This window comes from Micromonospora sp. MP36 (genome assembly GCF_008119785.1).
Classification (GTDB): Bacteria; Actinomycetota; Actinomycetes; order Mycobacteriales; family Micromonosporaceae; genus Micromonospora.
This window is the reverse complement of sequence record NZ_VSFA01000131.1, coordinates 1-16112: the sequence shown is the minus strand read 5'-3', so window position 1 is coordinate 16112 and position 16112 is coordinate 1. Positions and strand designations below refer to the sequence as shown.

General features: G+C 66.4%; 1 protein-coding gene. It reads right to left on the bottom strand.

The features are described 5' to 3' along the window. Positions 1 to 16112: hypothetical protein (locus tag FXF52_RS42135; protein ID WP_370518075.1), on the bottom strand; the 16112-nt coding region annotated here is incomplete at both ends.

Genomic DNA, 16112 nt, shown 5'->3' with positions numbered 1-16112 from the left:
TTCTTGATGCTGCCGGTGGGAGCGCCACCCTGCGGGCCGAACGAGAACTCCCAGCCGGAGGACGAGTCGCCCTTGTTGATCGGGCCCGACTCGTTCTGCTGGTACCGCCGGGCCTTCTGCTCGAAGGCCAGCGGGCGGCCGTCCTTGTCGACATAGATCTCCGCCCGCCGGATGTTCAGCCCGAGAGTGATGCCGGTGCCCGGAACCTGGTAGCGGTGTTCGAGCAGCGGCTCGAGGCGAGGTCGCAGCATCATCTCGGACGCGTGGTGCGCCATCAAGCGGTCGAAATCGCTGCCATCGTGCACGCCAGGTACTTTCCAGGCGCCGTCGGTGCTCAGGTCCAGGCCCTGACGCAGCCGCGGCGGTTGGGTGGTCAGCGCCGCCCAGCGCTCGAATTCCCGGGCCACCCGGTTCAGCCGCCACGGATGGACGTTGCGGTCATTGATCAGGTCGTTGTTCAACCGAGGCGGGGTGGGGCCGGACTCCACCCATCGAGGTACCGGCCGGCCGGCGCCGGTCAGGGTCGGGGCCGGAGCCGGAGCCAGCCCCTGCCAGCTCCCCGGCTGTTCGGCCGTCGGCCGGGTCAGGTATCGCGGCACGATGAGCCGGACGTCCCCAGTGACCTGAATCTGCTCCTGCCAGCCGATTCCGGGGAGGTTGTGCCAGAGGTCGCGGACCGACCGTTCCAGGTGCGGCTGCCAGAGGCCGGCGAGCCAGGCGCCACCGAACAGCACGTTGCGCGCTGAATCAAGCATGAACGTGACCGCTTGGGGCAGTTCCGTGGTCAGCGTCATCTCGATGGTGAAGTCCAACGGGTACTCGAACTCGTGCGACTTCTTGGGTCCGGTCCGGAAGATGTCCTTGGACTCGGACTGCATGCCGCGTTCACTGGACTCCGAGCTCTCCTGCCCGTAGTCAGTATGCCCGCCGAGGACTCTGCCCTGATCGTTCCAGGCGCCACGGCCGGAGAAGGTGACCTCCCCACCCCACGACCATCCGGAGGTGTCCGTGTTGGACTGGGCGTCGTGCGTCTCGCCACGCAGGGTGAGGCTGACCTGCTCTCGCGGGCGGTCGCTGGACGGCGCGGCAGACGGGGTGGCGCTGACTCGCACCCACAGGTATTGCGTGGTGTGGTAAGGCGTGGGCACCGGGAACCAGCCGTACACGCCCTGGCCAGACAACGGAAGGTACTGCGGCTCCAGGTTGCGGGAGGAGAACCGCTTCATCAGCGCGCGCCGCAGGTGGTCGGGGATACCCTCGCCGGAGGCGAACAGGCCACGCTGCCGCAACCGTTGCAGGATCGTGTCCAGCACGGCGTTGGCCCGCAACCGCTCGGGGTGCCCCACGGCGGGCAACAGCTCAGGGTCGATGATCTCGCGCGATGACGCCGAGTCCGGCGTCGGTGTCCGGGGACGGTCCAGCCCCAGATCCTCGGCCGCACGATCGGTCGCCAGGAGATCCACCGCGTCGTCGACGTCCAGATAGACGGGAGCGGTGGCCGTGGTCTCGCCGTCCTTGGTGCGCAGGGCGGTGACCTCGAAGACCGCCCGGCCGTGATAGGCGTGGACGACGTCGTTGTAGGTGGCCCGGGTGATGTCGATGGCGCCGTAGTCCTTGCCGTCCGAGCCGCCGAACGAAACCCCACCCTCGACGTAGAGGCCGCCGCCGAAACGGCCGCGCTCGTGGGCCTTGTCCGAGTCGCCGCTGTCCGAATCGCCGCTGTCCGAGTCGCCCTTCTTCGCGGTCGTTGCGTGGTTGAGATACTGGCCCCCGACACCGGCCTTGCCGCCGAAGCTGAGCTCGTTGCTCGTCCCGGCGGCGTGACTGATCGCCGATTGCCGGTACTGCTCGAGTTCGACACCGTTCGCGCTGTCGATGCCGTCGCTGCTGTACTGGTATGCCAGACCCGCCGCGAAGAACCGCTCCCGGATCCGGATGACCTGCTGGTACCCGTCGTGGCCGGGCAGTTGCAGCTCCCACCCGTGCTCCTCGACCGCCTCCGGGAACCCACCGGCCAGTTCCGTGCTGGCGCCGAGATCGAAGATCGCGTCGGGCCAGTTCATCGGCTCGCTGAACCACTCGTCGGAGAGGCCGTTCAACTGCTGGTACAGCCGCGCCGCGGTGGCCGGCAGCTCGGGTACGTGCCGGAAGGCCGCATACAACCCGGCGCTGCCCTGGACGTCCAACGGCAGGTGCGGCGGTTGGTCAGCCGGTGCCCATGCGGCCTCGGGTCGCGGGTTCGAGCGGGTCACGCCCGCGCCGTCGAGCTGCGCCTGCGTAATGGCCCGCTCCTCGCCGGTGCGCGGATCACGCGGCACATGCTCGACCGGTACCGCGATGTGGGTCGCCACCTCGCCGCCGCTTCCAGCACCGATCAACCAGGTCTCGCGGGGTCCCCAGCCGCTGTCTGTCTGCTCGCGGATCATGACCTCGAACACCGTGCGGTAGCGATGGTCGACGACGTGTCCGTCGGTCTCGGTCCGGCGGTACTCCTGTACCACCTGGCTGAGCTCGTGCTCGTTTGCTCGTGCGTGCTCCGCCGTGACGCCGAGCCGCGGGAAGAACACCCTCCCCTGGTGTTCCGTCCCGCTCTCCGGCGCCTGCTCGTTCTGGTCGGACTGCTCGCTGCTGCCCGCCGGATTCGACACCCGGCCACCCAACCGGCCGCTGAGGCTGCCCTCGGTCGACCGGGAACCCGACGTGGTGGCTCCGGTCAACGCGCGGGCATTGACCGTCATCGGGTATTCCGGACTGTCCAGCAGTTCCCTCCGGTGCTCGGTCACCATGACCTGGTACCGCTCGCGGCCGACCCGCACGGTGAACTTCTTTCCGGCCTGCGTCCGCGTCGGATCGGCCTCCATCGCGGCCCGACCCACCTTCGCCAGAATGGTGCGGCGCGCCACGGCGCCGATATCAACGCGCCCCGACTTCTGTCGCAGCACCGACTGCACCAGGTCGGCGACCTGTTCTGCCCCGGGCATGTTCGCCGCGATCCCCAGACCCTGGCCGCGCCGCATGGCCAGCGCCAGCGGCTCCCGGGGGGCCGGGCCGGCGGGGGGCACGTAGGAATGCCGCGCCTGCGGCGCCCAGGGCAGCGGCGGCGACAACCAGTTGCCGATGTCGCCTGCCGATGCCGGAGCCGGTGGGGGGGCCGCGACGGCCCGCGTGATCAGCGCCCGCGGTCGTCCGGTGCCCGGCCCACCGAATTCAGGGGTGAAGACCGCCCCGAAGACGCTGCGCTCGAACTGCTGCGCCTCGCTCAACGGCACGCCCAGCTCCCCGGCCACCTGCCGGGTCACCGGTACCACCGAGGAATCGCCATACGTGGTCAACGTGACGTCGAACACCACCCGGTAACGAGCCTGGTCTTCCTTGCGGTTCAGCACCATGTGGTTCAGGACCTTGCCGCCCACCTCCAGCGCGGACTCGCGTTCGGACTCGCCGCCGAAGCCGAACGAGAGGGCACCGGTCGTCTTGTCGGCGGCCTCCTCCCGGCCACTCGGGTCGGTCGCCGCGTGGGTCAGTCCGAGAAGTGCCGCGTCCGCCGCGAGGCCGGTGCCGCTCGTACCCGACACCTCCTCCCCGGAGGTCGCGATCACCCCGAGGTCGTCCCGTACCGTGACGCCCTCGGTGATCTCCACCAGCTGCAACTCCCGCATGACCGCCCTCGTGGCGACGTAGCCGCGGAACCTGCCGACCGTGAGCCGCTCGTCGATCGTGTCCGTCATGTCCCCGTTCGACAGCATCCACCGACTACGGTTGCGGGTCGTCCGCTCGTTGAGCAGTTGGCGGGTGACCTTCGCGGCGACGCCAGCCGCGGTGTCGGCCGGCATGGCGGCCGCCAATACCTGGTGCCAGCCGGTCACGAGTGGGGTCAGGTCGATCGCGTTGAGCACGTCGCGGGCCTGCGGCGTCGACCGCGCCGGCGGCTCGGGTGGCGACGGCGCGAGCTGAGCTGCCCGGTTCGGCGCAGCACTGCCGTTGGCGTACAGGGTCGGCAGGGAGATGTCGAGGAGGCCGGTCTCGGCCGGCATTGACGGCCGTCCCCACTCGACGCCGTTCACGAAGACCTGGAACGACACCCCACTGGTGAACGACGTCGACGCGGTCACGAACATCTTCCGGCCCCAGATGACCCGGGTCTCCTGGGACATCGCGTGTTGGCGATCGCCCTTGATCGACACCGTGGGGAGTCCCGCGATCAACCTGGACGCGCGCCCGGTCGAGATGTCGAAGCTTTCCTCCAGCCCACCGTCGGACTTACGCCCGCTGGACACGGACGTGTCGTTGCCGACCTTGGTCGAACCGAAGGAGACTCCGAACACCCGCGGGCCCCCGGCATTCCCGGCGGGCGCCGGTCGCGGATCGTGCGGCACGGGACGGATCCACACCAGCCGACCGCCCGCACTGAGCGTCTCTCCAGTGAACAGCGCCTGCTCCCAGCGGTCACGGTGTTCCTCGACGGCACGGGAGTCCCGCTGGTCCGGTGCCGTCAGCAGCGTGTGCAGCGCCGCCGACACCCGCGCGCGGATGGCCGCCTCCTGCGTGGCGGTGCCCAGGTCCAGCCGGTCGGTCGTGCCCATCTCGATGTCGTCGGCTCCCCCGGTGGGCCACCCTGACGGCAGGTCGTCCATCAACTGTGCAACGGTCTCCGTCACCTGCTGCGGCGTCAGGTGCCGCACCGCCGAGACGCTCAGCTCACCGAGGGCACCGTCGGCGAAGTACCACGGCGTTGCCGGCTCGGGCTCCCTGCCCTTCCCCTTGGCCGCCGCCCCAGTGGCGTTGGCCTGATCCCGCTCCTCGACCGCACGCTCCCAGACCGTACGCGCATCGGACGCCGCATTCCGGGCGCGCCCCTGGGAGCGTGCGACGTTCCGCTCCAACCGGGTCCGTTCCGCCGTACGCGCCGCCGCGTCGACCGCGTCCGCCAGCTCGGCCTGACGCCACGTCTCCGCCTGCCGCTCCGCGTTGTCGGCGTCCCGCCGCTCCGCCTCGACCCGCTCACGTTCATCCTCGACCGCCCGCAGGTCGGCCCGCTGCCGCTCGTCCTCCTGCCGCCGCGCGTCCTCGTCCGCCCGTACCCGATCGGCCTCCGCCAGTTCGGCTTCCCGCCGGCCCTCCTCCCACCGCCGCTGCGCCTGCTCGGCCAACTGGTCGTCGGCGCGCTGCTCGTCCTGCCGGATCTTCGCCGCCTCCGCGGCCAGCTCGCGCTCCCGGGTGCGCCATTGCGCTGCCGCAGCGGCCGCGCGCCGTTGCTGCTCCCGCTCCGCAGCCAGGTGCTCCTGCCCGGGGTCCTGATCCGCCAGCCGTCGCTGCGCCTCATCCGCCGCGGCCCGCGCCTCCTGCTCCTGGCGCCGTTGCTCCTGCCGGTCAGCCTCCGCCTGCGCGACATCGCGTACCGCGTTCCGGACCGCCAGCGCCCGCTGTACGCCCTGCCACGTGTCCCACCGCTCCTGCTCGTCTCTCCGGGCCTGTTCGCGTGCCGCCGCCCGCTCGCGGGCCTCCTGACTCGCCACCAGACGCTGCGCCGCCCGGGTGGCTGACTCCTGCCGGGCCACCTCCCGCTCGCCGGCCCGCTGGGCCGCGAGCTGCTCGGCAGCCTCCCGCGCCGCGTCCCGCTGCCGGATCCGCTCCGTCGCGCGGTCCGCCGCCGCTGCCCCGCCGGCCTGCAACGCCTGCAGGCCGTCCGTCCACTGCTGTACCGCCGTCCGCCAGTCCGCCTCCCGGGTGGCGGCGTCCTGCTCCAGCGCCTGTCGCCTCCGGTCAGCCACCCGCACGGCCCGCTCCAGCAACTGGTGCCCGCGCCGTTCCACTGTCCCGCGCTGCCGTTCCAGCTCAGCAACCCGGTCCTGGGCCCTGGTGAGCCGCTCCCACGCCGCACGCTCCACCACTTGCGCGGCATTACCGCTGGCAGGCGTCTCATCGCCGCTGGTCGGGGTCTCATCGGCGCTGGTCGGGGTCTGCGTCACGCGCGCCGGTGGCACGGCCGCGCGGGCGTCGACCTGGCGCGCCAGGGCCTCCCGAGCGGTGGACAGCTCGCTCCGCGCTGCGGCGAGGTCACTCTCGACGGCAGCGGTCGTGTCCCGGATGCTGGCCAGTTCCCGGGTCAGCCGTTCGACCTCCGGCGGGTTCCCGACCGGCGTCGCCTCCACGTCGCCGCCCTTGCCGTCAATGCTGCTGCCCGTCGCGGGTGACGCGGGGCCGCTACCCCCGTCCACACCGGCCAGATCCACGGCGTCGACCGGGCCATCCACGGAGCCGGCTTGGGGGCCCCATTCCATCGCCGCCGGCCGACCAGGCAACGAACCGGGCGACAGGTCCAAAGACTCTGACTCAGACTCTGACTCTGACCCGGACGACTCCGCCCCGGACGACCCAACCGGCCGCGCCAACGTGGGAGCCACAAACGACTCCTCCACCGCCAGAAACTCGCGGATCTCCCAGTCCGTGAACCCAGGCTCGTGGAGACGAGCATCACCGACCGGCCCGGTCCTCTTCAGGAAAGCATTGGGCGAATCAGGGTGCGGAATCCCAGCGTAATGCTTGAGCTCATGCCCATACCAGCCAGGAGGAAGACCCTCAAACCAACGGCCCTGCGTGACCCGACCCGCCGACCCATCAGCACTGACCCACACATCCTCGCTCTCCTGCAGGGCACTACCTTTACGGCTGAGCCGCACCCGCGTCTGGACATCCCTGTGGGGCACCGGATCGAACACCACCTCGACCCGCGGCCCACCCCCAACCCCCACAGCCCGGTTGGTCTCCACCACCCACTGCTCAACAGCACCCAACGTGCGCAGAATCGCATCCTTCGTCACATCCGCATCAGGCTCCAAACGCAGACGGAACACCACCGTCCCCGACTCACGATGCGACCAATAATCGACGAAGACCCGCTCCCCCGCATCCTTCCCCGCATGCTCCACCCGGAAAGGACGAACCTCCCCCGGCGTCGGCACCAACCGCAACGGCTCCTTACCCAGCCAGGTGAACCGATCAGTAAACACATGCGTCATCTCGTCCCAAGCAGGCAAACTTGCCGAACTCCGATACGACACACGCCAACCACCGCCCTTCGCCACCTCCACAGACGGCTCCACACCCGCCGCCCACCCCGAAGACGACACGGCCCCCATGCCCACACCAGCCGAGAACGAGCCCTTCCCAGGACCCCACACAAACGCGGCCGGGCTGCCAGGCAACCCACCCTGGGTGCGCCGACGTTTCGGGGCCCGCCCAGTTCCCGTCTCGGCTCGCTTTTTGCGCTCCTGCCGCGCCTGGATCTGGGCTTTAATAGCCTCGAACTCGCCGATGCCTTTGTCCTGACCCACGAGCACGAGCCGGAAGGCGTATTCGGGTTCGGGCACCGGCGGTGCGGTCGGCGATGGCCCCGACGACCGGGGCCTCGCAACATCGGGTGGTTCCCCCTCTTCGGTGGCTGAATCCGCTCTTGGGACCAACGGCGCCTTGACCACGGCGAAAATGTCGATGGCGACATCCAATCCGACCGGCCGCGGCAATTGCCCTACCTTCAGGATAATCGGCGTTCCCTTATCGAGATTCACCTTCCCGCCACCCATCACGTCGACCGAATTGCCCAGCCTAAGACGCAGGGGGTTAGGCATTCGGCCATCCGCCAACATTATGTCTTCGATAGATATTGCGTCGTAAAGATGCCACCGATCCTCTCGCTCCCACAGCACGTTTCCGGTCTGCAGCAGCCGACCGATATCGGGCACGGTGGGGGCGGGCTTGACCAACTCCAGGTACAGGGTTTGCTTGATAGGGTTCTCTTCGAGTATCACGACCGCGATGGGTCGACCAAAGATGTCATACGCGAGTTCGAGGCGGACCTCCCTTATGTCCGCAGGAAAGACAAACCTTCTTCCGTCGGCCACCTCGACCTGTGGGATACGGACCTGACGGGCGGTGGCATGGACCCGACCTGCCCCGCCCTCCCCGCCGAGGCGTATGCCCAATTCTCTCCGGGGTTGCAACAGACGCGTCGTGATGTTATAGGAAGCGCTGAAGATCCATGGGGGGTAGAATTCCCAAGCCACACGCACCTTTTGCTTCAGATTGGCCAGCTCGCGGTCAGTGAACTCGCGGTTGATCGGTTGGTAGATGATGCTTCCAGCGCCGCTGTCCGCAGTGTACGGGATTTCGATAAACCCGACGCCCTTTTCGCCGACCTTCCCGAAAATGATATTGACAACATCACCCACGACGACGAGTCCACTGAGATGTCCGAGAACTATGTCCTTGCCGCTCACTTTGATGCGCAGCGCTGGGTCCGGACGGGTTAGCTCCCTTATGTCGCTGCCCATGTCATGCCGCGCGGAGGTGGTGGGGACGCGGATGGTGAATGGGTCTTCGAGGTTCCCTGGGAGCTGGTCTTTCCAGCCGCTGCCTTGGTTGTTGAGGTCGCGGAGGTATTGGAGTTGTTCGGCGAGTTCCTGGACCTGGTTGCGGGGGGAGATGGGGGGTTGACGGATGGCCGCGAGGTTGCGGTGGAATGAGTCTCGCCGGATGCGCGAGTAGGTGTTGTCGGGATTCTTCTCCGCCTTGGCGATTGCCGCTCGCAGCAGACTACGTGTCTCCTCAAACACCCCAGCCTGTTGGCGCTGCTCGCCAGGGTCGGGCCGGGAGAAGCCCGCGGCGATGCGGTCATCGTGTGGGTCACGAGGTTGGGCGAGGACGTAGGCGCCCTTCGACCGAAGGACCTGTTGCGGGGTGACACCGGGAACCAACGGCGGGCCGATGTCGTACGGGGCCCCGAACGGATGGTGGACCCGCATCGGCTGGTCCAACTCCTTGGCCAGCACATGGAGAGGCACAAGCGCGACGTCGCGATCCAAGGTTTGGTTGTTTCCGATCGTGCTGAGCCAGATCCGTTCCAGGGCTTTCCGCCGCTGCTCGGACACGTCCCCCGGATACGGAAGAATCTTTCTAAACGTCGACTCTTCACCCCGGGCAAGGTCGTCGGCCAGTTGACGGACCACCCATGCGCGCAGTCCATCCACGCTCGTGACGCCCCACTGCGCCAACAGCTGCGGGTAGGTGTTCAACACCGACCTGTAGAAGGCGAGGTGCGTCCCCCCGCGGAACAGCGCAGAATCGATGTTGAAGACCTTGTCCGCCCACTGCTCGAATTCTGTCGCCCGGTCACGGGTTACCCCGGCCGACAACTGGGTGATCGCCGCGTCCACGCTCCGCTGCAAGTCCGGCGCGACACCACCGGACCCACCGGCCGTCATCGCCCCACTCGGCCCCGGGTCCGCCCCGCCCACCCATGACACCCCTGCCAGCGGGCCCGACGCGACCGGTGCGGAGCCCTCCAGCGACAACCCCGAACCAAGCGCCGACGTCGACAGATACGCCCCCGCCCCCGAATTCGACCCCTCCCCCGCGTCAAGAATCCCCGGGTCAAAACCGGACAGATCGTAATCTCCCGACAGGTCGTAATCTCCCGCAGGACCGGACAGCAGTCCACCCGAGGCCACGTCGACCAAGCCGGCGGAGGTGACGCCTCCCTGCAGGTCCGAGGGCCCGACCGGCACGGAGCCCTCCAGCGGCAACGAGAAGTCAACGGCCGGGCCGGACCATTCCATCGTCGCTGGCAGGTCGGACAGCGCATCGGGGGCTGGCTCCGAGGGCTGGGGGTCTGGTGCGGGCTGCAGACCCCGCCGCCTCAGCGCCAGCTCCTCTCGATGCTTGAGCGTTTCGGCGAGAGCATCGAATTCCTCTTTGCCTTGCACGGTTGTTTCGATGAGCCGGTAGACGTATTCGGGTTCGGGCGCCGGCGAATCCGGTCTTGGGACCAACGGCGCCCCGACCACGGCGAAAAGGTTTTCGGAGAGAACCCCTGCGCCGGCATCCGGTCCGGACGTCTCCATCCATCCTACCCGCAGTTTGACCTCCGTGCCCTGAGAGAGATCCACCTCCTTCCCATCGAACGTCTTGGTCGAACCATTGATTCTCATGTTCAGGCCGGGCAACACTTTGCGCGACCACATTTCGGAACTGGCAGATATTTCATTGAAAAGGAACCAACGACGGCCATCTCGTTCCCACAGCGCATAACTGCGCATCCCCTTGATGTCGTCCGCGGTGGGGGCAGGGTCCATTTCCAGGTACAGAGTCCGTCCGGTCATGTTCTTGTCGGCCGGGATAATCACGACGCCGAAGGGTTGATCATCCATGCCATACCCGAGCCGGAGAATGACCTCCTTCAGGTCGGCCGGAAAGGTGAACGGACTTCCGTCGACCATCTTGTTATTCGGGATAGTGAATTTACCATGTCCGAAGGAACGGGTCAGCCTCCTTTTTTTGTCCACACGGAACTCCATGTGGTAAAAGTCCTCGGAGAACCATCGGTCTTCGAGTTCCCACTCCCGGCCGGGCACCTTTTTCCTCAGGGCGCGCAGCTCGTCGTCAGTGAACTCGCGGGGGACCTTTCGGTAGATAGCGCGTTCGGTTCTGCCGTCCACGGTGTACCGGATTTTGACGACACCGACGCCTACTCCGTTGAGCTTCCCGAGACTCATATTGACCACATCGCCCGCGATGGCCACGTCGTCTACAACGGAGAGACGTTCCGGGTTGCCGCCCAGCCTGGCCACCAAACTTGGTCGGTAGTCACCGCTGAGGATGGAAGCGGTGAAGCTGATGGTGATTGGGTCCTCGAGTTGCCATGAGTTCTGGTCTTTCCAGCCGCCGTCTACGTTGTGGCTGCGGAGGTAGAGCCTGCGGAGGTATCGGAGGTTTTCTGCGAGTTCCTGGACCTGACTGCGGGGGGAGATGGGGTGTTGACGGATGAGCGCAAGCTTGCGGTGGAATGTGTCTTGCTGGATGAGCCCGTAGATGTCGGTCGGATTCAGATTCGATTCCGCCTCGTCGATTTCCTCCCGCAGCTGACGGAGTGCCTCCTCAAAGGTGGCCTGTTGGGCCTGGTCGGTCACCGATGGCCGCGAGAAGCCCTCAGCGATGCGGGCGGCGATGCGGTCATCGTGTGGGTCACGAGGTTGGACGATGATGTAGGCGCCGTTCAACCAGACGACTGGTTGCCGGGTGACACCGGCAACCGGCGGCGGGCCGATGTCGTACGGGGCACCGAATGGATGGTGGACCCGCATCGGCGTGCCCAACTCCCCGGCGAAGATATGGGGAATCACATGCGAGATGTCGTGACCGTCGGCGTAGGCGTGCCCGACCTTGCCGAGCCAGAGCCGGTGCAGGGCCTTTCGGCGCTGCGGGGATACGCTCTCCGGATACGGCAGAAGCTCTCTGAACTTCGACTCATCACCCCTGGCGAGGTCGACGGCCAGTCGGCGGGTCGCCCACGCGCGCGCTCCACGCAGGTCGGTGACGCCCTCCTGCGCCAGCAGTTCCGGGTAGGCGTTCAACACCGACTTGTAGAAGGCGAGGTGCGGCGACCTTCCCTGGCCGAGCAGCGCAGGATCGATGTGGAACACCTCGTCCGCCCACTGCCGGAATGCCGCCTCGTCAGCGGCCGCAACGGCTGACAACTGTTCGATCATTTCCGATTGCCAGCCCGGCGGCAACCACCCCGAGCCGGGCTCCGGTGTCCTCATATCGAAAAAGTCTGCCTCCCCCGGCGGGTTATCCCACAGGGCAGAAATATCCGGGTCAACACCAAACGGGTCAGTTTCCGCTGGATCGGACGGCTGCCCGTCTGCGTCAGAGCCGGCCGGGCCCCATTCCATCGCCGCCGGCCGGCCAGGCAACGAACCGGGCGACAGGTCCAATGACTCAGACTCCGACCCGGACGACTCTGACCCGGACGACTCTGACCCGGACGACTCTGACCCGGATGACTCTGACCCGGACGACCCAACCGGCCGCGCCAACGTGGGAGCCACAAACGACTCCTCCACCGCCAGAAACTCGCGGATCTCCCAGTCCGTGAACCCAGGCTCGTGGAGACGAGCATCACCGACCGGCCCGGTCCTTTTCAGGAAAGCATTGGGCGAATCAGGGTGCGGAATCCCAGCGTAATGCTTGAGCTCATGCCCATACCAGCCAGGAGGAAGACCCTCAAACCAACGGCCCTGCGTGACCCGACCCGCCGACCCATCAGCACTGACCCACACATCCTCGCTCTCCTGCAGAGCACTACCTTTACGGCTGAGCCGCACCCGCGTCCGGACATCCCTGTGGGGCACCGGATCGAACACCACCTCGACCCGCGGCCCACCCCCAACCCCCACAGCCCGGTTGGTCTCCACCACCCACTGCTCAACAGCACCCAACGTGCGCAGAATCGCATCCTTCGTCACATCCGCATCAGGCTCCAAACGCAGACGGAACACCACCGTCCCCGACTCACGATGCGACCAATAATCGACGAAGACCCGCTCCCCCGCATCCTTCCCCGCATGCTCCACCCGGAAAGGACGAACCTCCCCCGGCGTCGGCACCAACCGCAACGGCTCCTTACCCAGCCACGTAAACCGATCAGTAAACACATGCGTCATCTCGTCCCAAGCAGGCAAACTTGCCGAACTCCGATACGACACACGCCAACCACCGCCCTTCGCCACCTCCACAGACGGCTCCACACCCGCCGCCCACCCCGACGGCAACACACCCTCCCCACCACCCGAGAACGAACCACCCCCCACACGACCCCACACAAACGCCGCCGCACCACCAGGCAACGACCCATCCTCGGAACCCGACTCATCCCCGGCGCCCGGACGCTGCCCGGTCGGCTCAGGTGCCCACTCGGCTCGCAGGATGCGCATATTGCGCCTCTCCTGCCGGTCTCGGAGATCTTCGATGAACGCCGCGAACTCATTGATCGTCTTGCCCGTGTCGAAGATTTGGTAGGCGTGTCCGGTTCCGTCGACCAACGGCGCCTTGACCACGACGAAAACGCCGGTAACGAATTCCGATCCGACCCGCCGCGACCACTTCCCTACCCGGAAGGTGACATCCGTCCCAACGGTGACATCCGTCCCAACGGTGACATTCACCTCCCCCCCACCGAACGTCATGTTCTCCGAACCAAACCTGAGGTTCAGGGGTCGGGGCAGGTAGGGTATCCGTTTGGTCGACTGCATTGTGTCTTCGAACGTTACTGGGTCGGAAAGATCCCACTGATCATCCGGTTTCCACAGCGCCTTTTTCCCGCGCAGCTGCTCGATGTCGCCTGCGGTGGGGGCGGGCTCCAGTTTCAGGTACAGCGCCCGTCCGGTAGGGCTATTTTCGGCCGGTAGCTCCACGACTGCGGCGGGTCGACCAAAGATGTCATACCCGAGCTCGACACGAACCCTCTCGATGTCCGCAGGAAAGAAAAACGACCTTCCGTCGACCACCATGGTCGGTGAAATGAAGGCCGGACGGCCGGCGAACCCTACGTCCAACTGCCCAGAATTCGACTTGGGATCCAGGGACGCCGTGATGTGGTAGGACTCGGCGAACGATGGGGGGTCGAATTCCCACGTCTGGCCGGGCACCTCCCGCAAGTCCGGCGCGACACCGCCGAAACCACCGGCCATCATGGTTTCGCTCGAACCCGGGACCGCCCCGCCCGCCCCTGCGGGCAACGACGACCCACCCCCGATGCGCGGACGCTTCGGGGCCCGCCGAGTTCCCGCCGGCCCGCCCACCTCCGACAGCGGGTCCAGCTGTTCGACCCGGCCGCCTACCGGATCATCCTGTTCGACCAGAGACTCGACCAGCGCGGGGTTCTCCGGCGGCGAGCCCAGGTCGAACGGCGCTGGCAGATCCAACCCTGCCGGCAGGTCCGGGGAGTCGACCGGTGCAGTGATCCCCGGCGGCGCCGCCCCCAGGTCAAGCGCTGGCGTCAGATCCCTTGGACTGCGATACGACACCTGCCAACCGCCGCCCACGACCTCCTCGGCAGGCGGCTGCTCACCCACTCCCCACCCCGAAGACGACCCACCCCGGGCGCCCGGCCCATCCTCGATGCGCGGACGCTGCGCGGCCCGCCCAGTTGCCGACTCGGCTCCCCTTTTGCGCTCGCCGAGCCTCATCTGCCGGTCTTCGAGCCTCATCTGCCGGTCTTCGAGCTGCTTTATGAAAGCATCGTAATCCGTCTTGCCCGTGCTGAAGAGCCGGAAGGCGTATTCGGGTTCGGACGCCGGCGCGTCCCGTCTTGGGACCAACGGCGCCTTGACCACGACGACAACCTCTTTGACGCTATCGACAAAGCCGTTGACGACATCTTTTCCGACCGGCCGGAGCCGCTCCCCTACTCCCAAGGTGATCGGCGTCCCAGGGGCGAGATTCACCTCCCGCCCATCTAACGTCTTTGCCGATTTTTTACCGATAGTAAGACGCAGAGGATTGGGCAGTCGCCTTTGCGAGTCCATTTCGTCATCGAAATATCTCACCCGGGAAATGCTCCACCAATTCTCGCGTTCCCACAGCGACGCTTTGCGCAGCCACTCGATGTCGTCGATGGTGGGGGCAGGATTGAGCAGTTGCAGATACAAATCCTGTCCGACCCCGCCCTTCTCTGCCGGCATTACCACGAACGCGACGGGTTGACCATCCGGGCCATACCCGAGTCGGAGAATAACCTCCTTCATGTTCTCAGGGATGACAAACGGACTTCCGTCGGCCACTTTGACGGCTGGGATATGGGCTCTCTGGAGCTTTTCGCCTTCGGAACCCTTGCCGAAGCTGCGGCTCAATTGGCCCGTCTTGGGCGTTAAGCCCGCCGCGATGTGATAGAAGAGGCCGACCAGCGGCTCGTCGAGTTGCCACGCCTGGCCGGGTGCCTTGTCTCTCAGTTCGGCCAGCTCGCTGTCAGTAAATTTGCGGTCGATCTCTAGGTAGGCAAACTTTTTGGCGCCGTTGGCCATGTACGGGATTTTGACAATACCGACACCCACCCCGTCGACCGACCCGAAGTCGATATCGACCATATCGCCGGGGAGGATCATGTGGTCACCACGAGTGAGTTCCACGACCTTGCCGCCCAACCAGGTGCGCAATCCCGAGTACGCGCCTCTGCCGGCGTGAAGGTAGGCGGGGATACGGAGGGTGAACGGGTCATTGAGTTTCCATCGGTAGTCACCTTCCCAGTCGCCGCCGTTGCCGAGGGCGTTGAGGTACCGACGGTGTGCTGCAAGTTCTTCGGCTTGACGGCGAGGGGAGGTGGGGCGTTGGCCAATGGCCGCGAGCTCGCGGTCAAATACGTATTTCAGGAGGGACCGGTGGCGCTTGGTAAAATTCTCTTCCGCCGTGGCGATTTCGGTTTTCAGCAGACCGAGCGCCTCGTTGAAAAGTCTGTCCCGTCGCTGCTGTTCGGGGTCGGATATCGAATTCCGCTGGTAGCCACTGGCGATGCGGGCGGCGATGTCGGCATCGTTTGGGTCACGAGGTTTAAGGATGATGTAACCATCGTTCCACCACACGACCGAGTGTGGGATGGCACCGTCATCGGACGACGGGCCGATGTCGTCGTACGGGTCGCCGAACGGATGGTGGATCCGCATCGGCTGGTCCAACCCCTTGGCCAGGAGATGGAGAGCCACAGGCGCGACTTCCAAATCCGCAGATCGGGCGTTTGCGATCTTGTCGAGCCAGATCCGGTGCAGGGCATCTCGTCGCTGCTCGGACATATTCTCCGGATCCGGATACGGATACGGAAGAAGCTCCCTGAACCTCGACGATCCGCCCAGGGCGAGTTCCTCGGCCATTTGGCGGCCCAACCATCCGCGCAATCCAGTCGGAGTGGTGATGCCTTTCTTCCCCAACTCTTCCCGGTAGGTGTTCAACACCGACTCGTTGAAGGCGTAGTTCGACCTGAGATCGACCTTCGCGGGATCGAATTCGAACACCTCGCGCGCCCACCTGCCAAACGCCGCCTCGGCAGCGGTTCCAGCGTGCGCCAAGTATCGGACGGCCGCTTTCACTTCCTTTTCCCAGTCCGGCTTCTGCCCGCCCGACGGCGACCATCCCGGGCCGGCCGCCGGTGTCGGCGCTGCCGGCGAGCCCCGGAACCCGACCGCTTCGTCGGTCTCCGTCCGCGGCCAATCCGGGAGATCCTTTGGTGTCGTTATATCGACCTCTGCCAGCGAGTATTCGTCAGCGGCCCAATCCATCGCCGAAGG